The following is a 22,042-nucleotide window of genomic DNA, read 5'->3' as shown; positions in this document are numbered from 1 at the left end:
CCCAATGACGTATTTCCTTATTTGCAAACCATATTATTCGGTAGGTACTTTAATTTCGCCGCTGATGATTTTTTGTTTGTACTCTTCCACTTTGTCCAGGATTTCCTTGGATACGTTTTTCGTGGATGTGTCTGCGATGCCTACGCCGTTTTCTTTCAGAGTCAGATTTTCTGCTCCGCCTTTGAACGTACCGTCGATCACTTCTTTATTCACGCGTTTAACCGCTTCGTCAACTTTTTTGATCATGGAAGTCAGGGTCACATCGTCGCCAAATTCAAGGGATTGGTCTTTGTCGACACCGATAACCCATACGTCTTGTCCTTGTTTCTTGCGAGCGATCGCTTCGTTGAACACACCGTTTCCTGTTGCGCCCGAAGCGTGGAAAATGATATCTACGCCTTTGTTGTACAGTGTCGCTGCCGCTGCTTTACCAAGGTCAGGCTTGTCGAACGCGCCTGTGTAGTTGGAAATAAATTCGGCATCCGGATTTACAGCTTTTACGCCTTCTCTGAAGCCAACTTCAAATTTTTTGATCAGCGGGCTGTCCATACCGCCGACAAAACCGATTTTGTTCGTTTTTGTGCTCAGTCCGGCAACAACGCCTACGAGGTAAGATCCTTCTTCTTCAGCAAAGGTTACGGATTTAACGTTTGGCGCATCCACAACGCTGTCGATGATGGCCAGTTTGGCATCCGGGTTTTGGTCAGCAACCGTTTTGATCGCATCAGCCAATTGGAACCCGATTCCCCAAGTCAAGGAGTAGTTGTTTTTAACAAACTCGTTCAAGTTAGGAATATACTCTTCATCAGCTTTGGATTGCAGGTATTTTACTTTCGCTCCGGTTTCAGTCTCTGTTGCTTGCAGAGCTTCCCAAGCGGATTGGTTAAAGGATTTGTCGTTAACGCCGCCGACATCGGTTACCATACCGATCGTCACATCGCTGGCAGTTTCCGTTTTAGGTGCTTCAGTGCTTCCACCTGCATTATTTTCTTCAGCAGGTTTGCTGCCGCAACCTGCAAGCAGTACGGAACCGGCAAGCAGCATCGACAAGGACAAGCTCAAAAACTTCTTCATTTAATCTGTTCCCCCTTAATGATATATACCTAATTCCAATCCGAGCCATATTGGACGAAATGAACAGATATCAGACGCAGATAATCATTGGAATGTATGGTTTATCAAGCAATAAACCTTAATTCCTTGCTGATCCAGCCCGTTGATCTGTCGAAAAACCGAACATTATGACCAAGAAAGAAAAGTTTAGGACTAGCCTACAGAGGTGATTATACATTTAACCAGTGTATAAATCTAGATGTTCCTTAGCAAAGTTCACTTATTTTTGCACTTTTTTTGTTGGAAACGCTTTAAAATTTAGCGATTTAACACACTAACGTCAAAACGATGTTACGTTATATGACAAAAATGTGACTCTTGTTATATTTCCAACTTGATTTTACTCAAAAAAACTTGCATTATTTCACACAGCCAATGATATGTAAGTGACTAAGCTGATATCCTTTCCGCCACTACATTTCCAGTGTCTCCTCCGTTCAGGCAGAGTATGCAATTAAGGATTGTGGCGTAGAAAAAGCCGCCATATAGGTACGGCGGCTTGGAATTGCGTTTCTTGATTAAGCGTTAAGTTTGCCTTTGGCTACAGTAGCCAAGGAGTTGAACGCGTTGATGTCGTTAACAGCCAGATCAGCCAGCATTTTGCGGTTCATGTCTACGCCAGCCAATTTCAATCCATGGATCAGCTTGTTGTAGGACAGTCCGTTTTGACGAGCTGCTGCGTTGATCCGAACGATCCACAGTCTGCGGAAGTTGCGTTTCGTTTGACGACGGTCACGGTATGCGTATACCAGGGATTTCATGACCTGCTCGTTAGCTGTTTTAAAAATACGGTGTTTGGAACCGAAATAACCTTTAGCCAGTTTCAATACTTTCTTATGACGACGACGTACTACAAAACCGCCTTTTACTCTTGCCATATTAAAGAACCTCCCAAATAAATATTAAATGTATCCTGATATGCGTACAGCCGAGGCCGTCCCCCCATATCACGTACGAATTTTTGAATTAGCCTTTCAGGTTAGCCAGACCTTGTTTCAAACGTCTTACGTCTCCAGCAGCCATAACCGGGTTGCCGTTCAGGACGCGTTTAGCACGTTTGGATTTGTGGGAAAGCAAGTGGTTTTTGTGAGCTTTGTAACGCAGGACTTTACCGGAACCGGTGATTTTGAAGCGTCCTTTCAAACTGCTGTGTGTTTTCATTTTAGGCATGTTGTGTTTCCTCCTTCAATGTTATCAGGCTTTTGGAGCCAGAATCATAATCATGCTGCGGCCTTCCAGTTTCGGTTGGCGCTCAACGGTGCAGAGTTCTGCAACTTCCGTTTTGACGCGTTCCAAAATTTTCTGACCAACCGAAGCGTGTGTAATCTCCCGTCCGCGGAAACGCACGGAACATTTCACTTTGTCGCCTTCTTTCAAAAACTTAACTACATTGCGAAGCTTCGTTTGGAAATCATGCTCCTCGATATTGGAACGGAACCATACTTCTTTGATATCCACAATTTTCTGGTTCTTACGGGCTTCTTTTTCTTTCTTTTGCTGCTCATAGCGGAATTTGCCATAGTCCATGATGCGACATACCGGCGGTTTAGCCTGCGGAGCCACATTGACCAGATCCAGGTTCAGATCAATCGCCATTTGCAGCGCTTCACGAATGGGCTTAATCCCGATTTGCTCTCCCTCAGCTCCGACAAGGCGTACTTCCTTCGCCCGAATCTCATCATTAATCATGTGATCTTTACTAATAACAGTCCACCTCCAGGTCATTTTGAATATCCTGTTACACAAAAATAAAAGGGATGCCGGTCTAGCTACCGACATCCCTGTAATCAACACCATTCCTCATGAACATACTTCACATAAATTCATAATGATCGGGATCGTTGACCAGCCAACATATGTTGGTCAGGTGAGAAGTCGGACTTCTGCTTGTGATTCCAGTCTATTCTCTTTCAAAGCACTAGAACAATATATCACTTTGGAAAAGCATTGTCAACCATTTTATGAATCAAGGCACACAGCCGATGGCCGCATGCCTCGTTCAACGTTATCCTTGTTTGCTCTGCACCTCATCCAGACGTACAACCCGCGTATGCTGCGTATGGCTCCACTGCTTGTTGTTCTGCGTGAAGAACGCATAGAACGTGATGGGGTACCAGGAGAGCAGATAGATCGGGAATACGATCAGGTACATGTACACTTTGGCAAATTTAACTTTCTCGAGAGCCATCGACAACAGGAACGTCAAAATGTTCAAACCAATTGCCAGAAATCCGACCCAAAGCGGGAAGTATCCATAAATATTGGCGATGTTCGGACCGTTGAATACGGCTGTATCGACCCACATTATCGCAGTCAGCAAAAACGTCAGCAAGACAACATAAACGTTCGCACCGTAAATGGCAAGGTCGAATTTGACCAGACTGCGTTCCTTGATGCTTTTCCACAACAGAGGGAAGAAATATCTGCGCGCGACGGTAAAGTGACCCTGCATCCAGCGCAGGCGCTGTCTGGCCGAAGCCTTGAACGTCAATGGCTTTTCGTCGAACACTTTGGCATCGTAATTGAATACCGGATATACGTTGCGTTGCACGCTTCGCATGGTAAACTCCAGGTCCTCCACCAAGCTTGTGGCGCCCCATCCGATTTCCTTCAGCAGATTGGTCTCAAAGCACATCCCCGTACCGCCAAGGAAGTTCGCCATATTCAGGTTGTGGCGGGACAGCTGCCACAGACGGTTGATGTACCAGTACGATACGCCGTAAGCCGCAGTGATCCAGGAATCTTCCGGGTTTTTCGTGTCGATATAACCTTGGATAACGCGAGCTCCGTTGCACAAATCATTGTTCATTTCGAGCAGGAAGTTGCGGTCAACCAGATTGTCCGCATCAAACATGACAACCGCATCATACTGGCGCGGCAGGCCCCATAAATATTTAAGCATCCACTCGATGGCATATCCTTTGCCTCGCAGATCCGGGTTGGTGCGCACACAGGCATTCCATCCGTGCTCGCGCACGATTTGCGCCGTGCTGTCCGTACAGTTGTCGCAAATGACGAATACGTCGTACAGATCCTTCGGGTAATCCAGCTGCTTGAGATTTTCCATCAATGCCCCGATAACCTGCTCTTCGTTATGGGCCGCTACCAGCACCGCGAAGGACTTTGTCGCAGGGTAATGCTTCTTTTTCTTTTTCTTATACAGACCGAACAGTGAAAACGTGAATTGGTACACAGCCAGCAGCGCGAGAATGACCTGCAGCGTGACGAATATAGCGTCCAACATCGTTCTCTGTTACCCCCTTTTTTTTCAGACCCTTTTTTGCTTTTCGTTTTTGTCTTTTTTGTTTCTGCATGTTGTTTGTTTTTGTTTGATGCAGAATATGACCCGTTGCTTTGATTACTACGCAGATGTCTCAGGCATGGTTGCCAGCAGTTTGCTGCTTTATCGATTTTGGATGCTTTTCAGCCATTTGTCAAAACCCCGATTCCACGTATTGAAGCAGAAATGTGATCTTAAAACGCTGAATTGGCAATCCGTTGCACCACACCCTTGGATTCATGCCCGTTATATCCTATTTTCAGCCGTTTCCTTTATTTTTATTTCTAAAGTCCCTGTTTGTGTTCACCCTCCTGCCGTTGGTCGGAAAGAGACTTCACTAAAATAACGTTTACGGCCGGCAAAAAGTTCTAAAGAAACTCACATTTTCTTTACCCCATTCCGCCACATTGAATCATTGTAGCCGTTTTGGCTCGTCCAAGTCAAAAAGCAAACTGGTTGGCCACCCATAGTTTAACATTCATTTTACGTTCTTTACATGTCTTCTTCTTGAAAAGGACATCATTTAAAAATATGATAAACATGTACCTGAATAACCCCGACTTCACGAAAAACGGTTATATAACAATCAGGGCGATCCGGAAGCACAATGACAGAAATACCGCCGCCGTCTGGGCGGCCTGACTGGCAGGAGGCCAAAATGAGCCGTTTATTCGTTAAGTTTCAAGAGTATGATCGCAATGTTTTCATGTGGATTAATGGTCGACTTCATAATCGCTTTATGAATTTTTGGCTATACTATTTCACTCATCTCGGCGGAGCGACCGCTTCGATCACCGTATCCTTGTTGATATGGCTGCTGGCTCCGGCACCGTGGAGCACAACCGGGCTGCAGGCCTGCATCGCTTTGGCAGTCAGCCACATTCCTGTTGCCATCGCCAAAAAGCTGTACCCTCGCATCAGGCCGTATCTCGCACTGCCGGATGCGATCACGTTCCGCAACCCGCTTACGGATCATTCTTTTCCATCCGGGCATACTACAGCCATCTTTTCGGTGACCGTCCCTTTTATGGCCATGGACTTCATTCTGTTATGCGCTTTATTGCCGGTTGCACTTATTGTCGGATTTTCTCGCATTTATCTCGGGCTGCACTATCCCTCAGACGTACTAGCAGGGGCAACAATCGGTACTTTAGTCGCACTGGCAACAGTTGCATTATGGGCATAAAGCAGATATGTTAGACTAAGGAAAACCTAGCAGGAACAGGTGAAGCAAGCGTGGAAAAGAAACGAATACTCCTATTATCCGAAGGCTTTGGTGCAGGCCATACCCAGGCAGCTTATGCACTTTCCAGCAGTTTGCGCAAGTTATCGCCTGGCGTGCAGACGAAGGTGCTTGAACTGGGAAGCTTTTTGAATCCCAGGGTTGCGCCGCTGATCATTACAGCTTACAAAAAAACGGTAACCAAACAGCCGAAGCTGGTGGGTTACGTATACAAACACCAGTATAAAAAATCGCTGAACCGGTTCACGACGCTCGCCCTGCACAAGTTGTTCTATACGCATACGCGCAGCATCGTGCGCCAGCTTCGGCCCAATGTCATCGTATGCACCCACCCGATACCAAGCGCGGTCATCTCCCGCTTGAAACGTTTGGGCATCATGGTGCCGCTGTGCACGGTCATTACCGATTACGATGCGCACGGAACGTGGATCAGCCCCGAAGTCGACCTGTATCTCGTCTCTACCGAAGAGGTACGATCCAAACTGCTGCTGCGCGGAGTGTCCTCAGACCGCATTCGGGTTACAGGCATTCCCGTGCACCCGAGTTTTTGGGAGCATCCAGGCAAAGATGAAATCCGCAGCAAGTTCGGCTTAAAAGACATGCCTACCGTACTTGTTATGGGTGGCGGCTGGGGCATGCTCAGCGATGAAGTCATCAACCAGTTTTTGACGCGCTGGCACGAGGATATTCAGATTATTTTCTGCTTGGGCCGCAATGACAAAGCAAGAACGGACATGGAGCAGAACCCTACTTATCAGAAAGAAAACATTCATATCATGGGCTATACCAAAGAAATCGACAAATTAATGGAAGTTTCGGACCTGCTCATCACAAAACCCGGTGGCATGACATGCTCGGAAGGGCTTGCCAAAGGCATTCCCATGCTGTTCCACAATCCCATTCCGGGCCAGGAAGAAGAGAATGTGCAGTATTTTACTTCCAGAGGACTCGGGGAGTCTATCTCTTCCTTCGACGTGATCGTCAAATGGATGAACAGACTGCTCCACAAATACCCGGATATCGTTCGCAGGCGGAAGCGTCATTTGGCGCAGATCGCGAAGTACCACCCGCTGCAAAGCGCTCAGAGCATTCTCGATCTGCTTGACTTTCGCACGCAGCCTGACCAGAACGCGAACCCTGCCCCGTAATGATCGCGGTTTTATCGTGCAATTTCAATCATTCTACACAAAGGCGCCTTCATGCTTGAAGGCGCCTTTGTGTGCGCACCAGCGTGCCTAAACCTAGGGCGGAACCGACTCCACCAACGAAATCCCGATGACCAAAGTTCAATGCAGGCGCAAAAAGCAAAATTTCGAATCAGAATGCTCCGTTCGCGACCTGCCAGCGCAAAAAGAACGGCACACAGGTTGCAGCCAACCCGGTGCCGTTTTTCTACTTTTCACTCGTTTCCTTGTTGTCTTTCGCTTCACGTACTTTGTATTTGTCCAGACGGATTTGCTGATATTCACGCAAAGCCTCTTCCCCAACGATCACTTCAACGCGGTGGATGTTCATGCCTTTGCCCATGAATTTCTGCTCGTACTCGGTCATGACATGCTCTTCGTTCAATCCATCCCGATGCAAGTTGAGCGATAGATTCGTCATTTGCAAGCCAAAGTCCGCAAATGCGTTAAGGGAAAATTCAAACAACGTCTCCGAATCGGTCTTGAAATGGATTTGTCCTTTGGCATTCAGCAATTCGACGTATTTCTTCAAAAAACGGGGATGCGTCAAACGGCGGCGTGCATGCTTTGCCTTCGGCCACGGATCGCTGAAATTCAAATAAATGCGTTCGAGCTCGCCAGGTTCGAATATTTCTTCGATGCTCTCGATGTTAGCCAAAGCCAGCTTGAGGTTCGGCGGCGTGTCGACCGCGTCCTCATTCCATGCCTTTCTCGCCTTCTCACTGGCTCTTCGCACCAGTTCATCGAACATATCAAAACCGATAAAATTGTACTGTTGGTGTTTATGGCTCATCTGGCTAATGAACTGGCCTTTGCCCATGCCGAATTCCACAAAGATCGGACGATCATTGCCAAACAGTTTGGACCATTGTCCCTTGTATTGTTTGGGATCCAAAATCACGAGGTCTTCCTGCTGCTCCAGGCTTTCCCGGATCCCTTTTCTTCCACGTAAACGCATCTTATTCCTCCGTTTGCTGATACTTGTCTCAGAATCATTGTGCCGAAGAAGCGGCGAATTGTAAAGGGCAAAGAAAAAGGAATCTTTGAATTGCCGATGAGGCAAATAACAAAGATTCCTTTTCCGATATATTTGGAATTGGGGTCCAACTACTTTAACAGTTCATAGTCTACCTTATCTTGGTGTGAAAAATCAAATGTCTTTTCGAAAGCATCGCGAACTTTTTGCCTTGCAGCCGCTTTCACTTTCGGATTGCCATTAAAACGAACACCTGTCAGGGCCAGCGCCTCTTCTGCCGTCAACTCAACGGAAACGCGATGAACATCATTATTATTTTTGACTTGGGAATTCATTCATATCACCTCACGGTATAATATGGTCCATGACGTCAAAATTCATTCAATTGCCGTGATGAATAAGTACCCTTTGGATGTGTCTGACGTTGGTTTAAATATAACACATCATGTGAACTATTTCAAGTGAAATCGTTGAATTTCCGGCCTATTTTTGAGAGTTGAAAACGATTTAAAATGGAGCATTACAGCTTGGATGAAGGCCTCGATATCGCGTCCGGACGACGGATGCACACTGCCCCCATTTTTTGATACAATAATAGCAGTCCATACAGATGCGGATTTCCGAAATCCGTTCCTGATCGTGAACAGATAAGAGCCTTTCCTTTTTTCGCGTATGGAGGATGGCCGTTAAAGGAGCACCCGAAACAATATGAACGCACCTGCAATCGATACTCCCCTCCTATGGGGGGATAAACGGTTTCATACCTGGAACCATGAAATGAAAAACGAATTCAACAACAAAGTGTTCAAAGTCATGCTGGACGCCGGCTTTACTTGTCCCAATCGCGACGGCTCCATTGCCAAAGGCGGCTGCACTTTCTGCAGTGCCCGCGGATCAGGGGATTTCGCCGGCAGCAGACGCGACGATCTGGTAACGCAGTTTAATACTATTCGGGACAAGCAGCATCTAAAGTGGCCGAACGCCCAATATATCGGTTACTTTCAGGCTTATACGAATACGTATGCCCCTGTCGAAGTCCTCCGTGAATTCTTCGAAGTCATCCTGCGGCAGCCCGGCGTGGTCGGCCTCTCGATTGCGACGCGTCCCGACTGTCTGCCCGATGACGTGGTTGAATATTTGGCTGAATTGAACGAGCGAACCTATCTATGGGTCGAAATGGGATTGCAAACAATCCACGAGTCCACCTCCACCCTGATCAACCGGGCACATGATACCCGATGTTACGAGGAAGCCGTCGCCAAACTGCGAAGGCACAACATCCGCGTATGTACGCACATCATCTACGGATTGCCGCAGGAAACGCATGAAATGATGCTCGATACCGGGCGCGCGGTAGCCAATATGGATGTGCAGGGCATCAAAATCCATCTGCTTCACCTCATGCGCAAAACGCCGATGGTCAAACAGTATGAAGCCGGGCTGCTGCGTTTCCTGGAGCAGGACGAGTATATCAAGTTGATCGTGGATACGTTGGAAATGCTGCCTCCGGAAATGATCGTGCACCGCCTGACCGGCGACGCGCCGCGCAATCTGCTGATCGGACCGATGTGGTCGCTCAAGAAATGGGAAGTGCTCAATTCCATTGACCGGGAGCTTCGTGAACGGGATTCCTGGCAGGGCAAGTATTGGAGGAGATGCTGATATGGGATTTTTATCGGTGCTCAGTTGTGCCCATCAATGGATTTCCGCTCGTTTGCAGCCCGGGGATCTCGCCATTGACGCGACCGTTGGCACTGGAGCGGATACATTGTTTCTTGCGCAAAGGGTAGGCCCGCGCGGACAGGTGATCGGTTTCGATATTCAAAACCAAGCCCTCGCGCTCGCCCAAGCGCGCATTCGCAAACAAGAGGATGCAGCCAAGCTGGGTTCCATCTCCCTGCTGCAGCTTGGCCATGAGCGCATGGCCGAGGCCGTTCCCGAAGATTGGCATGGGTCGGTCGGCGCGGTGATGTTCAACCTTGGCTATCTGCCATCGGAAGGGGCAGATTCGTCTATCATTACCCAGACGGATAATACCATTGCTGCTCTGGAAGCCGCCCTGCAGCTCCTGCGGCCCCGTGGCATCATAACCACCGTGCTCTATCCGGGCCATGACGGAGGGGCCCAGGAAGCCGATGCCGTTTGGCAGTGGGCGTCTGCCTTGCCGGTGGAGCAAGCCCAGACGGTCGTTTACCGTCAATTGCAGCGTGAAACCTCACCTTTTTTGATCGGCATCGAAAAAAAGTAATTGCACGGCCACGGTCTAAAGGACTAAGCGCAGCATTTAGCCCTTGCCTACTGTCATCCTGTCGTTCTATACTGCATGCCGCTGTCTGCCAACAGAATCCATTCCAGCTCTTAGGCCCGGTTTGATGCCTTTGGCGCAATGGCCTGCTTTACATATCATCATGCAACCGTATACATGTTGTACATCAACATGTGCTGATTAAAGTGATTCGCCATTTTATATAATAGAGGAGAGAACTATACGATGACCAAACCATATCCTTTGCAATTTCAACCTGAATTTAAAGAGCGCGTATGGGGAGGGCGTGCGCTGGAGCAATTCGGCCTGACCCCGCCCGAAGGACATATCGGCGAAGGCTGGATGATTGCGGATCATCCGAACGGAACAACGAAAGTGATCAACGGCGAGTTGGCGGGAAAAGGCTTGGATGAAGTGCGCGAACTGCTCGGCACGGAATGGCTCGGAACCAAAGGCGTTTCAAAAAAAGGCGGACGCTTCCCACTTCTAATCAAACTGCTGGACTGCAATGACGATTTGTCCGTTCAAGTCCATCCGACCGACGACTACGCAGAACTTCCTCCAGGCGAGCTCGGCAAAACAGAAATGTGGTACGTACTCGACGCCAAACCGGGCGCGCACATCATTTATGGCCTGAACGACGGCGTGGATCGGGAAACGTTGAAATCCGCGTTGGAAAACGGAACGGTGATGGATACGCTGCGCCAAGTTCCCGTTGAAGCAGGCGACACGTTCTTTATCCCTGCGGGAACGGTTCACGCCCTTTGCGCTGGCGTGGTCGTCGCCGAAATCCAGCAAAACTCGGACACCACTTATCGCCTCTACGACTACAATCGTCCTGGCCTTGACGGAAAGCCGCGCGAACTGCACATTGAGGATTCCCTTAACGTAACGGCTTACGAAGGCGCAGGTGCCACAACGATGAAAACAGGCAACGCCGTTCCGGGAGAATGGCTGAAACTTGCGGAATGCCCTTATTTCGTCGTCGAAAAAGGCGTCGTGCGCAATCAATGGGAGCTCACCACGGATGCGGAAAGCTTCACCATTCTCGTCGTTTGCGACGGCAGCGGTTTGCTGAGATGGGGCAACAGCGACGCGGAGCGCGTCGAACTGAAGGCAGGGCAATGTTACCTGCTTCCGGCCAATCTTGGCGCCTATACGATGGATGGGAACGCCACTGTGCTCCGTTCTTACCTTCCTTAATTGACATCGGACGGGAATAAGAACGAGGTTTGTATCATGAAGAAGGGAGCTATGCTCATGCAGGAATCGACCTTTGACCTCATCGCCAATGACGGGAGCCGAATCCATGTGTATCGTTGGCTGCCCTCTTCGGATACTTCCGTTAAAGGCGTGCTCCAGATTGGACATGGCATGGCTGAAACCGCGGCCAGATATGCAGAGTTTGCCCAATCGCTCACGCAAAGCGGATACGCCGTATATGCCAATGACCACCGTGGGCATGGAAAAACGGCTGGAAGCCCGGATATGCTGGGCGATGCAGGCTCTGATGCATTTCACTGGATGGCAAGCGACATGATGAACCTGGGGGAAGTAGCCGCCCAGGAGCATCCGGGGGTACCCATCATTTTGATGGGACATAGCATGGGGTCTTTTTTGGTTCAGCATCTCATGTATGCGGGTCATGAACGTTATGCCGCCTTTATTTTGTCGGGTACCAACGGCAAACGCAGCCTGCTGCAATTGGGTGAAAAACTGGCCTGGCTGCAATGCAGCCTCCAAGGGGCCGCGCACCATAGCTTGCTGCTTAACGCCATCGTATTTGGCGGCTTTAATCGCGCGTTCCGCCCTGCGGCAACGCCTTTTGACTGGCTCTCCAGAGATCAGGCCGAAGTCAAAAAATTTATTGATGACCCCATGTGCGGCACGATCTGCACTGCAGGATTTTTCCGGGATTTTTTCCGGCTGCTGCTGGAAATCCATCTTCCCCATAACATGGCGGGCATCCCCAAAGATAAACCCGTTTTCCTGTTTTCCGGCGAACAGGACCCGGTTGGCTTGCATGGCAAAGGCGTTCAGAACCTGGTTGCCCAATACCGCAAGCTGCAGCTGCAAGATATCGAGGTTCGCCTGTACCCGGGTGGACGCCATGAAATGCTGCACGAAACGAACCGAGCGGAGGTTACCCAGGACATCCTGGAATGGCTGGAACGGCATTTACCGTTGCTCAGCGGCGCTGCTGCAGACACAGACACAGAAACAAACGCAATCGCCGACAATTTTCCGGCCGACTCCTTGTGAGGGACACGTTAACTATATCAAAGACAGAAGCCCCCGACCGGACACAGCACAAACTGTGTTCCAAATCAGGGGCTTCTTCGTTCATTCTTTTGAAATGTCAATAAGTGCTTATGAAAGCATCATCGCTTACCTGCTTGTACGCCTATATTATCCTTCGATCAGCAGCGATTCCGGATCCTCCAGCAGTTCTTTGATCGTCACCAGGAAGCGTACGGCATCCGCACCATCAATGATGCGGTGGTCGTAAGACAACGCAATATACATCATTGGACGGTTTTCCATGCGCTCGGCATCGATCGCCACCGGACGAAGCTGAATGTTATGCATGCCGAGAATACCTACTTGAGGTGTATTCAGAATCGGCGTGGACAACAGCGAGCCAAACGTACCGCCATTAGTGATGGTGAACGTTCCTCCTTGGAGGTCAGACAAGGCCAGCGTGTTCGTACGTGCTTTGGATGCCAGATCCGCAATGCTGCGTTCGATCTCGGCAAAGCTCAAGCGATCCGCATCACGGACGACAGGCACAACCAAACCTTCCTTCGCCGAAACGGCAATGCCGATGTCATAGTATTTTTTGAGAATGATGTCTTCGCCATCGATTTCTGCGTTGATCATCGGGAATTTTTTCAGCGCTCCAACGACCGCTTTGGTAAAGAAGGACATGAAGCCAAGGCCGATGTCATGTTTCTCCTTGAACTTGTCTTTGCGGCGTTTGCGCACGTCCATGATCGCCGTCATGTCGACCTCGTTAAACGTGGTCAGCATCGCTGCCGTTTGCTGTGCTTCCACCAGGCGTTTGGCAATCGTTGCCCGGCGGCGTGTCATGCGCTGGCGCTCAACGGGTTTCGCATATGTAGATGCGCTAGGAGCGGGCGCACTCGGCGCAGACGGCTTGCTGGGTGCCTGTGCGGCCGGAGCAGCCGTTTGACTGCCGTGATTTTTGACGTCCTCTTGGTAAACGCGTCCGATCGGGTCTTTGCTTTGCACTTGATCCAGCTCAATGCCGCGCTCGCGGGCAAGCTTTCGCGCAGCAGGAGAAGCTGCCTTCACGCCCGCTTCGGAAACTTCCGGAGCCGTCGGGGCAGGAGCAACAGCCTGTGGAGCCGGAGCTTGCTTCTTCGGTTCAGGCGCAGCGTCGGAAGCAGCTGGGGAGGCAGGAGCACTTGCGGCTCCCGCTCCAACAGCGATGATACCGATCGCTTCGCCGATCTCGACGGTATCTCCCTCCTGCCGGAGGATTTTTTCCAAAACCCCGCTCTCTTCCGCACTGATCTCGATGTTTACCTTATCCGTCTCAAGCTCCAGAAGAACATCGCCCTGATTGACGGCATCTCCTTCTTTGACAAGCCATCTGGATACGGTTCCTTCCGTAATCGATTCGCCCATGGCGGGAACTTTAATTTCACTCACAGCTGTTACCTCCCCAGTGGAATATTGTTCTTTGTCATTTGCTTCAAGGTTGCCGTAATGATCTGCTGCTGTTCCAGGCTGTGTACGCGCTGATACCCGCTGGATGGGCTTGCATGCTCAGGACGGCCTTCATAGCGCACTGTTGTCCCTTCCGGAGCAATCTCGCGGAGGCGAGGTTCCATGTACGTCCATGCGCCCATGTTTTTATTTTCTTCCTGCACCCACACCAGTTCCTTCGCATTGCTGAAACGGGCCAGCACACGCTTGATTTCTTCGGCAGGGAACGGGTAGAGCTGCTCAACACGGATAATGTGGAGCCATGACCAATCGTTCTTGTCTTTTTCGATCGCATCTTCCAGATCGATGGCGATTTTGCCGCTGCACAGTACGATGCGTTCAACGCGATCCGGTTTCGTCCCCAGGCCTGCTTGTTCCAGAATCGGTTCGAAGCGGCCTTCGCTGAATTCCGATGCCGGAGCAGCCACACGCGGATTGCGGATCAGGCTTTTCGGCGACATCATGACAAGCGGTTTGGCGTCTTCGGTGTCGGTCAGCGAAGCCTGGCGGCGCAGCAAATGGAAATATTGCGACGATCTGCTCAGGTTTACGATCATCATGTTATCCTCGGCCGCGAGCTGCAGGAAACGCTCCAACCGGGCACTGGTATGTTCCGGACCTTGACCTTCATTGCCGTGCGGAAGCAGCATGACCAGGCTTGATTTTTGCGACCATTTGGCGCGGCCTGCAGATACGAACTGGTCGAAAATAACTTGCGCACAGTTGGCAAAATCGCCGAATTGCGCTTCCCAGATCACTAGCGTCTCCGGGGAGTACACGTTATAGCCGTATTCGAAGCCTAACACCGATTCTTCGGAAAGCGGGCTGTTGTAGATGGCAAACGAAGCTTTCGCCTGCGGCAGATGGTGAAGCGGGCAATATTTCGACCCGTTGACCGCATCGTGAAGCACAAGATTCCGGTGAGCGAACGTGGCGCGCTCCGCGTCCTGCCCGCTGATCCGAATCGGTTTGCCGTCGGCGATAATGGTCGCGAAGGCCAGCGTTTCCGCAAGGCTCCAATCGACCTTTTCCCCTTCGTTCAGCGCCGTTTTGCGACGCTGCAAAATACGCTGCAGCTTCGGATACACGTTGAAGTTTTCCGGCCATTTGAGCAAATCGGCATTGATGCCGCGCAATCGGTCCAGCGGAACCGCCGTTGGCATGAGAGATACGGCTTCCGGCTGCGCAGCTTGCAGCTGCCCTTTCTCACGTACTTCATTGTTTTTCATCTGCTCATAAGCTTCTTTCAAACGATTGCCTACATCCTCGCGAATGCTCCCGATCAGGGCATCGTCGACAATGGCATCCTTTTTCAGCTGATCCTGATACAGATGGCTGACGGTCGGATGGTTTTTCACTTTTTCGTATACGGTCGGCTGCGTCGTTTCCGGATCGTCCGTTTCGTTATGGCCGTAACGGCGGTACCCGATCAGGTCGATCAGGAAATCCTTTTTGAAACGATTGCGATACTCAGCCGCCATGCGAATGGCCGCGATACACGCTTCCGGGTTGTCGGCATTGACGTGCACGATCGGGATTTCATACCCTTTCGCAAGGTCACTGGCGTAATATGTGGATCGCGAATCGGAACTATCGGTCGTAAACCCGAGGCGGTTGTTAACGATAATGTGAATGGTCCCGCCATTTTGATACCCTGGCAATGCTTTGAAATTGAGCGTTTCCGCCACGATTCCCTCACCCGGGAATGCTGCGTCGCCGTGCATCAGAATGGTTGCCGCTTTGCTTACGTCCTGTTTCGGATAGCCTGGGTCTCTGCGATCGTCCTGTGCGGCACGGGCAAACCCTTGCACTACCGGATTGACGTATTCCAAGTGGCTCGGATTGTTGGCAAGCGTCAAGCGAGCCTGCACCGTTTCGCCTTCTTTGACGTAGCGATTGGCCCCTAAGTGATATTTGACATCCCCCGTCCAGCCGTAATTGATGCCGGTCGAACCTTCCGACGGAACGAGATCCTTGTTCGGGGAATGATGAAATTCAGCGAAAATTTTGCTATAAGGTTTCCCCAGCACGTGGGCAAGGACGTTCAGACGACCGCGGTGAGCCATCCCCATCAGGATGTGGCTTGAGCCCGAATGCGCCATGATTCGCACAGCTTCATCCAGCATCGGTACGAGCACGTCGTTACCTTCGATGGAGAAACGCTTCTGACCCACAAATGTTTTATGAAGGAAATCCTCGAACTGCTCGGCTTCCACGAGACGTTTCAGCAATGCCTTGCGTTCCTCATGGGTAAGCGGAGCCGGAGACGTCCGGGATTCCGCCCGCCGGTTCAACCATTCGCGTTCACGGACGTCATGGACATGGCTGAATTCATAAGCAATCGGCCCCGTGTAAATCTGGCGCAAACGTTGAATGGCATCCCATCCGTTTAACGTCTGGCCGTCAGCGCCTTCCCAGATCAGGGAAGCCGGCAACGCCTTGAGGTCCTCTTCGTTCAATTCGAAATGCTCTGGTTCCAACAGCGATGTATCCGCCGACTCACTGATGCCAAGCGGATCGATGTCCGCAGCAAGGTGACCGTAAGTCCGGATATTCCATACCAGCTTACCCGCTGTAACCGCTTTCTGTAATAATTGGATATCCACGCTTCCGGTCGCGTTTTGGGCAGAACCAGATTGCGTGGCTATATGTGCATCTCTGCCGGGCATCGGCGGAGCACCCCATTGTTCAAACAATTCCTGATAGGCCGGGGTTACCGATCCTGGATCTTGAGAAAATAATTCGTATTGCTCCTGTACGTATCCCAGGTTAGGTCCATAGTAACTCTCCCAGGGTTTCTTGTTGCCTTCCTCGATCGTCATCGACGTTCCCTCCGTCTTGATTTAGTCGTTGTTTTGACGGAAATCATTGACCGCCTAAATTCGCGTTCGATCAACATTTTAAGCGAAATTTTTCATGAAGTCCAATCATCGTGCTGACTGTGGCAATTACGTTGTTCCGACGCTTCCGTCAACGTTTGTCTGCGTTTTCAAAAATGCTCAAAACAAGTTTTTTTCGGTATGCCATCGCACAGATATCGAGTATTGTCCTGATCCGTTCGAGGGCCACACTTTCTTCGATCATGCTGTGATGAAGTTCATGTTTCTAATACCATTCTATAAACTTTCTCGCTCAGGAGCATTTCCTATTTTTAGTCCGATTGATGCATAAATTAGATGAATCGGAGCATTACGGCATAAAACACTTTAAAAAAAGGACTCCTGATATAATTTTGGACCATTATGTCCTTGAACAAACAGCAGCTCGCAAAAAAATAGGTTTACATGCAATTCATTGCCCATCATCGGATTTTAGCATCGTGAAGGATTTCGACCTGTCATGGAACCCTTCACCCGTCCGTGCCGCAATTATGTAAAATAAGCCGGGCACGGGCCGTTTATCCACGTTTTGGTGAAATCGTGATTCTTCAAGTTCGCTGTCAAGAAGCTTTTTGATGTTCCATCGTATGCTTAAAACCAAAGTTTGCCTCGTAATTTATGCCTAAATAGTATAATAACATATAACTAATTGTTATATAAAGTTTTATAGGTCAGCCTCGGGCCTCACCCGCATGTGTAGGGACAACAAAAATACTTCTCACATTGGAATGATCCAACATGAGAAGTATTGTATGCTCTCCATTTAATGTATCGCGCGTTATAGATCAATTGCTCATCGATTTTCCAAAGTGAACTCCCTTACAATAGGCCAAAGAAAATGACAATCGGAGTAGCGGGATTTGAACCCACGACCTCACCCACCCCAAGGGTGCGCGCTACCAGGCTGCGCTATACCCCGATATTGGCCAGTTTCCAGCCCCATGCACTGTTTCCCTATGCGGCAGTTCTATTCGTCTTACCCAAACCGACTGCCACGTATGACCCTATTATAGCGCATACATTAGCATTCTTGCAATATTTAACAGAAGCAAAATAGAAAGAAGGCTTCAGAAACCGTGCCTACGTAAACGATACTTCTCTCCAGTTTCATTCGTTTCGAGAACTCGCCTGAACATGATTACGTAGCATGTGCTCCGCAAAAGGGGTTAAAGCTACCTCGTGAACTTGATCCCGCGTAAACCAGCCGGCACCGAGCGAATCGTGTCCGTCCGGTTCTTTTCTGATCTTCGTCGCATCTGTCGCAAACTTCAATCTCACATCATACAGAATGCCTATATGATACAGTTCTTCGGGTTGCCCCTGATACAACCAGTGAACGACGTTGGATTGAGCACCGTAGATAGCGACTTCAACATCCGTGAGCCCTGTTTCCTCTTCAATCTCGCGATGCAAGGCAGATTCCGGAGATTCGCCGAATTCGGGCCTGCCGCCCGGCAAATCCCATTTCCCTTGATAAGCGCCTCGCGCTTTGCGAATCAGCAAAAATTTCCCTTCGCATTCGATCAAACCATAAACACCCAAGTGTGTATGTCGATTCATGGATCGGCTCCTTTACTCGTTCCTGTTCAGGTTTGCGCCATACACTAACTTTACGCTCGTCCCCTTTTATTGCTTCCGCAGAGCCAGGCGCATGGCCAAATTCTCTCCTTCAATCAACAACGCGGTAAGGCCCTGATCGGAACCGGATTGATGGTTCTCTCCGTTTCTCCAATAAGCAGCCTCGCCTGCACGGATCTTTTCATGTTGTCCATCGGCGCCTTCTACCCATCCCTCACCTTCCAGCACCAGAAACACCTGCTCTGATACTGCAGGATGCAAACCAAGATGACCTCCGGCAGCAAGTCTCAGGCAGGCTACATGACAATCCGCCATGCTTCTCAATACCGGGGTTATTTGAGCTCCCTCGCTTCCAAATGCCGTAATGATACGACCGTCCTCTACATTCAAGCTATAAATTTCTATACCTCATGCTCCTCTCCAACCTGCTCCAGATCCATCGATAAACGAATCATGTCCACGCAGCGAATACCGTCCTCAATAATCTCTTCATCATAATGCCTTATAAAGAAATCGCGATCGACCCCCACAATGCGGAAGCCGCAGCGTTGATAGAGCTTCAATTGATGCAGACTTGAATTCCCCGTACCAATCTCAACGGTTTTCCCGCCCATTTTGCGTGCGGCCTTAATCGCTTCCTTGATCATGTGCCGGCCGACACCCTGTCCTTGCAATTCCTCCTGAACGGCAATGTTGACGATCTCCACCGTCTCCGGACGGGTTTTGAGCAGCACGAATTCCCCCACCATCTCTCCTTCATATTCCGCGATAAAACAAACGCCTCGATTCAGATACTCGTCAACTATCGCTTTGGAAGGGTCCGCCATCAATAATAGATCGTACGGTTTTTCTTCTTCCCAATTCAAGATCCGGAACGACAGCCTCATTTCGACTCTCCACCTTTTCCCCATTCAATATTCTTTTCGCCTTGCTTGCGAAATCCAGCATTCATTCTTAATAACGTATGTACTTAACGATCTGTTTGAAATGCAAAACAAATTTCATGCCTCGCCTTTCCCTGCTTGATTGGCATAATGTCGGATCATCATGCCCGAAGCCTTGCGCATTCCTTTTCGTTCATAAAATAGCCTTCCGCAACTTGATCATGCTTGATTCCCTCTACATCGGATTGATATGTAATCCCCATAGATTTCCTCCTTCTTTCAGCAAAGCCAATCTTCATTATATCACAATATATGGATATGAATATACAGAAAGGATAATATGGGTCTATAGCAAACCAAGCATCCTTTACTTCATGACGGCATCGTTAAATGTCATAAACGTTTCCTTTAACGTACGCTGCGTCGACTTTTCCCAAATGACACTCCGCTCGAACGTGCCTTCTTCGAAAAATCGCGGAAACCGTTCGGCGAACCAATCCTGCATCGGCAGTTCAAGCGCCTGTTCTTTCGCTACCCACAACAGCTCGCCTTCAGGCGGGTCCGGCAGAAGTTCCCCTTCGAACGATGTCGCTACATAATTAAATACCATATAGCGAAGTTCCTGCAGAGGATCGCAAAATTCGTCCAACCCTTTATACGTGATCTCCTTCACCTGAAGCCCTGTCTCTTCCCTGACCTCCCGCACGGCACCGTCCACAATGCTCTCCGGAAAGTCCACCTTTCCCCCTGGCGCAATGTACCCCGGAAAACCTTTCCGGTCCGGCCGGTTCATTAACAGCACCCTTCCGGCTGCTTTATCCCATACCATGCACATCGTATAAATTTCCACTCTCATGCTAGTCCTCCTACCTGACGCCTTGATCCTCAAACGATCGATGACTGAATATTCAAAAATTACAAAAGCGGACCGCACCTGACAGCTCGCAGTCCGCCGACTTAGCTCAGGCCGTCACGTCATTGACGTAATCCGCACCCTGCGTTCCTTCCACTCCGCACGCCCATACGCCTGCAGCAGGCCGAATTTGCGAATGCTCGCCTTCGGCACGGATTTGTAAGGCAAAGTAACGATAAAATCCTCCGCAAACGGAAAATAAGACAATCCCACCTTTTCACCGGACAACCATTCCGCCTGAATCACTTGCCCTGCGCAAGCATCGAACGAACATGTCAGCCCCTTCGAGAAAAATTCGTAACGCGCCGCGGGCGTTCCCGGCTCTTCCATGCACAGAAACAGGCTTAGCTGGTCGCAGAACAGCATAATCCCCACATCCCGTTCGACCCTCCGCTGCATCTCTTCTCCCCCGCCCAACCGCATTTCCAACGCAAGCTGGTACTCTCGCTCCGTTTCAAGATAATTCCGGATGTTTTCATCGTCTTGCGGACTGGCCCCCAACGTTTTCTGGAACAGATCCGTGTACATCTTGCTGCAGAGCAGGCCGGCATACGGGCTCTTTTGGCAGACTTCTTCGACTCCCTTTCGATAAAAGACAAATCGCGGGCGCAGCGGAAAATCCCGAAATGAATACGGCGACTGGCTGTAATCGTTCCAGAAAGGAGCGGCATCAAGCTCAATCCACCCTCGATCATGCTCTTTAGTCGCCAGAAGGAGTTCATCCCGCTGGGTTCCCTCCGGCAGCAGTTCCGTTTTCCAATGTGCCGCGAGCTCACCTGCTGCCAGTCCATGTTCATGCTGCGTGGTCAAAACAAAATCATGCTCTCTCTCGTATACGATCATTTGCCGTCACCCTTCCGCATGGTATATATATTTTTGCGTGTTGAATCAAGGGAACTGCCTTCATGGACAAGCTGCTAACCAGCGACTTTCGTCACCCTGCAACAAAATGGTACATGTCAAGATGTTGTCAGTTCCCTGAAATTTGGTACACTAAAGACTGTGTCACAGACTATATTACATATAGAAAGCGGGATCTCATGAATCCATATTCACCGTACATCGAGTTTGACCGCAAGGAATGGGCCGGACTGAAAGAGCAGCAGGCCACGCTTACATTGACGGAGGCTGAACTCAAGCAGCTGAAAAGTCTTAACGAGGAAGTATCCATTCAGGAAGTGGAAGACATCTATCTACCTCTTACCCACTTTATTGACCTATACGCCAGAGTTTCGCGCGAGCTCAATCGATTGACGGCCTCTTTCATGAAAAAGGAAGCGGTACCCGTACCTTATATTATCGGAATCGGAGGAAGCGTTGCCGTGGGCAAAAGCACAACCGCGCGCCTGCTTCAGACCTTGCTGGCCAGAGGCAAAAGCAAACCGCGGGTTGACCTGGTCACCACCGACGGGTTCCTTTACCCTAATGCCGTGCTCGAAGAGAAAGGCATCATGAATCGCAAAGGCTTTCCTGAAAGCTATGATATCAAAGCGCTGATTCAATTCATGGGAGACGTGAAATCAGGCAAGCCCGAGATCAAAGCTCCTGTTTACTCCCATTTGGCCTATGACGTCATTCCGGGTGAAGAAAAGGTCATCTCCCAACCGGACATCCTTATTCTGGAAGGCATTAACGTACTTCAGGTGAAAAAGGAGACGCCTTTGCTGGTCAGCGATTTTTTCGATTTCTCCATCTATATCGATGCAGAAGAAGAACACATTCGGCACTGGTACATCGAACGGTTCAAGCTGCTGCGCGCTACGGCTTTTCAGGACAAAGGGTCCTTTTTCCACAACCGATTTGCCAACATCGACGAAGAGGAAACCGTGCGCACCGCCAGCCAAATCTGGCAGGACATCAACGCCAAAAACCTGCATGAGAACATTTTGCCAACCAAAGGGCGGGCTCGCCTGATCCTGAAAAAGGAAGCCGACCATTCCATTCAGCGCATCCGCCTGCGCAAGCTGTAAGCAACAGGATATTATTGCACTTGC

Annotated in this window: 21 protein-coding genes and 1 tRNA gene; 7 read left to right on the top strand and 15 right to left on the bottom strand. The window is 49.8% G+C overall.

Translation table 11 applies throughout. The features are described 5' to 3' along the window. Positions 1-33 precede the first annotated feature (33 nt). From MKY59_RS08315 to MKY59_RS08295, 5 genes are all read right to left on the bottom strand, one after another. Positions 34-1,074, bottom strand: coding sequence for a BMP family ABC transporter substrate-binding protein (locus MKY59_RS08315; RefSeq protein ID WP_236415998.1), 1,041 nt, complete (start codon positions 1,072-1,074; stop codon positions 34-36). Between the two features lie 557 nt (positions 1,075-1,631). Further along, positions 1,632-1,991 carry a 50S ribosomal protein L20 gene (gene rplT, locus MKY59_RS08310; protein ID WP_236415999.1) on the bottom strand — a complete coding sequence of 120 codons (360 nt, stop codon included), beginning with the start codon at positions 1,989-1,991 and terminating at the stop codon, positions 1,632-1,634. 88 nt (positions 1,992-2,079) lie between these two features. Beyond that, entirely contained in the window at positions 2,080-2,283 is a 204-nt protein-coding gene (rpmI, locus tag MKY59_RS08305) for a 50S ribosomal protein L35 (RefSeq protein ID WP_017689665.1), read from the bottom strand. Positions 2,284-2,307: 24 nt separating this feature from the next. Beyond that, positions 2,308-2,802, bottom strand: coding sequence for a translation initiation factor IF-3 (infC, locus tag MKY59_RS08300; protein WP_236416326.1), 495 nt, complete (start codon positions 2,800-2,802; stop codon positions 2,308-2,310). Between the two features lie 316 nt (positions 2,803-3,118). Next, entirely contained in the window at positions 3,119-4,357 is a 1,239-nt protein-coding gene (locus MKY59_RS08295) for a glycosyltransferase family 2 protein (protein WP_236416000.1), read from the bottom strand. 694 nt (positions 4,358-5,051) lie between these two features. On the opposite strand from MKY59_RS08295, the gene MKY59_RS08290 reads away from it, so the two are divergent. Together MKY59_RS08290 and MKY59_RS08285 are read left to right on the top strand one after the other, a co-directional pair. Continuing rightward, positions 5,052-5,579 carry a phosphatase PAP2 family protein gene (locus MKY59_RS08290; RefSeq protein WP_236416001.1) on the top strand — a complete coding sequence of 176 codons (528 nt, stop codon included), beginning with the start codon at positions 5,052-5,054 and terminating at the stop codon, positions 5,577-5,579. 50 nt (positions 5,580-5,629) lie between these two features. Next, on the top strand, positions 5,630-6,784 hold the full coding sequence (locus MKY59_RS08285; protein WP_236416002.1) for a glycosyltransferase: 1,155 nt from the start codon (positions 5,630-5,632) through the stop codon (positions 6,782-6,784). A 244-nt stretch (positions 6,785-7,028) separates the two neighbouring features. On the opposite strand, the gene trmB is transcribed toward MKY59_RS08285, so the two are convergent. After that, on the bottom strand, positions 7,029-7,778 hold the full coding sequence (gene trmB, locus MKY59_RS08280; RefSeq protein WP_236416003.1) for a tRNA (guanosine(46)-N7)-methyltransferase TrmB: 750 nt from the start codon (positions 7,776-7,778) through the stop codon (positions 7,029-7,031). A gap of 149 nt (positions 7,779-7,927) precedes the next feature. After that, positions 7,928-8,131, bottom strand: coding sequence for a hypothetical protein (locus MKY59_RS08275; RefSeq protein WP_236416004.1), 204 nt, complete (start codon positions 8,129-8,131; stop codon positions 7,928-7,930). Between the two features lie 373 nt (positions 8,132-8,504). On the opposite strand from MKY59_RS08275, the gene MKY59_RS08270 reads away from it, so the two are divergent. From MKY59_RS08270 to MKY59_RS08255, 4 genes are all read left to right on the top strand, one after another. After that, the gene (locus tag MKY59_RS08270) at positions 8,505-9,458 is read left to right on the top strand and encodes a TIGR01212 family radical SAM protein (RefSeq protein ID WP_339277062.1); all 954 of its coding nucleotides are present in this window, start codon (positions 8,505-8,507) and stop codon (positions 9,456-9,458) included. 1 nt (position 9,459) lies between these two features. Continuing rightward, complete coding sequence (locus tag MKY59_RS08265; RefSeq protein WP_339277060.1) at positions 9,460-10,044, top strand: class I SAM-dependent methyltransferase; 585 nt, start codon at positions 9,460-9,462, stop codon at positions 10,042-10,044. A 243-nt stretch (positions 10,045-10,287) separates the two neighbouring features. Continuing rightward, on the top strand, positions 10,288-11,265 hold the full coding sequence (locus MKY59_RS08260) for a type I phosphomannose isomerase catalytic subunit (protein ID WP_236416007.1): 978 nt from the start codon (positions 10,288-10,290) through the stop codon (positions 11,263-11,265). Between the two features lie 57 nt (positions 11,266-11,322). After that, positions 11,323-12,324, top strand: a complete 1,002-nt coding sequence (locus tag MKY59_RS08255) for an alpha/beta hydrolase (RefSeq protein WP_339278354.1) — start codon at positions 11,323-11,325, stop codon at positions 12,322-12,324. A gap of 147 nt (positions 12,325-12,471) precedes the next feature. On the opposite strand, the gene odhB is transcribed toward MKY59_RS08255, so the two are convergent. The 8 genes from odhB to MKY59_RS08215 form a co-directional block, all read right to left on the bottom strand. Beyond that, positions 12,472-13,737, bottom strand: coding sequence for a 2-oxoglutarate dehydrogenase complex dihydrolipoyllysine-residue succinyltransferase (gene odhB, locus MKY59_RS08250; RefSeq protein WP_339277058.1), 1,266 nt, complete (start codon positions 13,735-13,737; stop codon positions 12,472-12,474). 5 nt (positions 13,738-13,742) lie between these two features. Continuing rightward, positions 13,743-16,616: a 2-oxoglutarate dehydrogenase E1 component gene (locus tag MKY59_RS08245; RefSeq protein ID WP_236416009.1), complete on the bottom strand. Its 2,874-nt coding sequence runs from the start codon at positions 16,614-16,616 to the stop codon at positions 13,743-13,745. A gap of 902 nt (positions 16,617-17,518) precedes the next feature. After that, positions 17,519-17,592, bottom strand: a tRNA-Pro gene (locus tag MKY59_RS08240). Positions 17,593-17,780: 188 nt separating this feature from the next. Continuing rightward, positions 17,781-18,233 (bottom strand): NUDIX domain-containing protein, encoded by a 453-nt coding sequence (locus MKY59_RS08235; protein ID WP_339277056.1) that lies wholly within the window; start codon positions 18,231-18,233, stop codon positions 17,781-17,783. A gap of 66 nt (positions 18,234-18,299) precedes the next feature. After that, positions 18,300-18,566: a cupin domain-containing protein gene (locus MKY59_RS08230; protein ID WP_290371450.1), complete on the bottom strand. Its 267-nt coding sequence runs from the start codon at positions 18,564-18,566 to the stop codon at positions 18,300-18,302. Between the two features lie 86 nt (positions 18,567-18,652). Further along, positions 18,653-19,138, bottom strand: coding sequence for a GNAT family N-acetyltransferase (locus MKY59_RS08225; RefSeq protein ID WP_236416012.1), 486 nt, complete (start codon positions 19,136-19,138; stop codon positions 18,653-18,655). Positions 19,139-19,502: 364 nt separating this feature from the next. Further along, positions 19,503-19,991 carry an 8-oxo-dGTP diphosphatase gene (locus tag MKY59_RS08220; RefSeq protein ID WP_236416016.1) on the bottom strand — a complete coding sequence of 163 codons (489 nt, stop codon included), beginning with the start codon at positions 19,989-19,991 and terminating at the stop codon, positions 19,503-19,505. A gap of 114 nt (positions 19,992-20,105) precedes the next feature. Continuing rightward, the gene (locus tag MKY59_RS08215) at positions 20,106-20,891 is read right to left on the bottom strand and encodes a DUF3891 family protein (protein WP_236416018.1); all 786 of its coding nucleotides are present in this window, start codon (positions 20,889-20,891) and stop codon (positions 20,106-20,108) included. Between the two features lie 197 nt (positions 20,892-21,088). Here MKY59_RS08215 and coaA point away from each other — a divergent pair, with 197 nt between their 5' ends. After that, the gene (gene coaA, locus MKY59_RS08210; protein WP_236416020.1) at positions 21,089-22,018 is read left to right on the top strand and encodes a type I pantothenate kinase; all 930 of its coding nucleotides are present in this window, start codon (positions 21,089-21,091) and stop codon (positions 22,016-22,018) included. Positions 22,019-22,042 lie beyond the last annotated feature (24 nt).

It is taken from the genome of Paenibacillus sp. FSL W8-0426 (assembly GCF_037969725.1).
GTDB classification, from domain to species: Bacteria; Bacillota; Bacilli; order Paenibacillales; family Paenibacillaceae; genus Paenibacillus; species Paenibacillus hubeiensis.
Note: the sequence above shows the minus strand (reverse complement) of the source record. Positions and strands in the feature narration are given on the sequence as shown.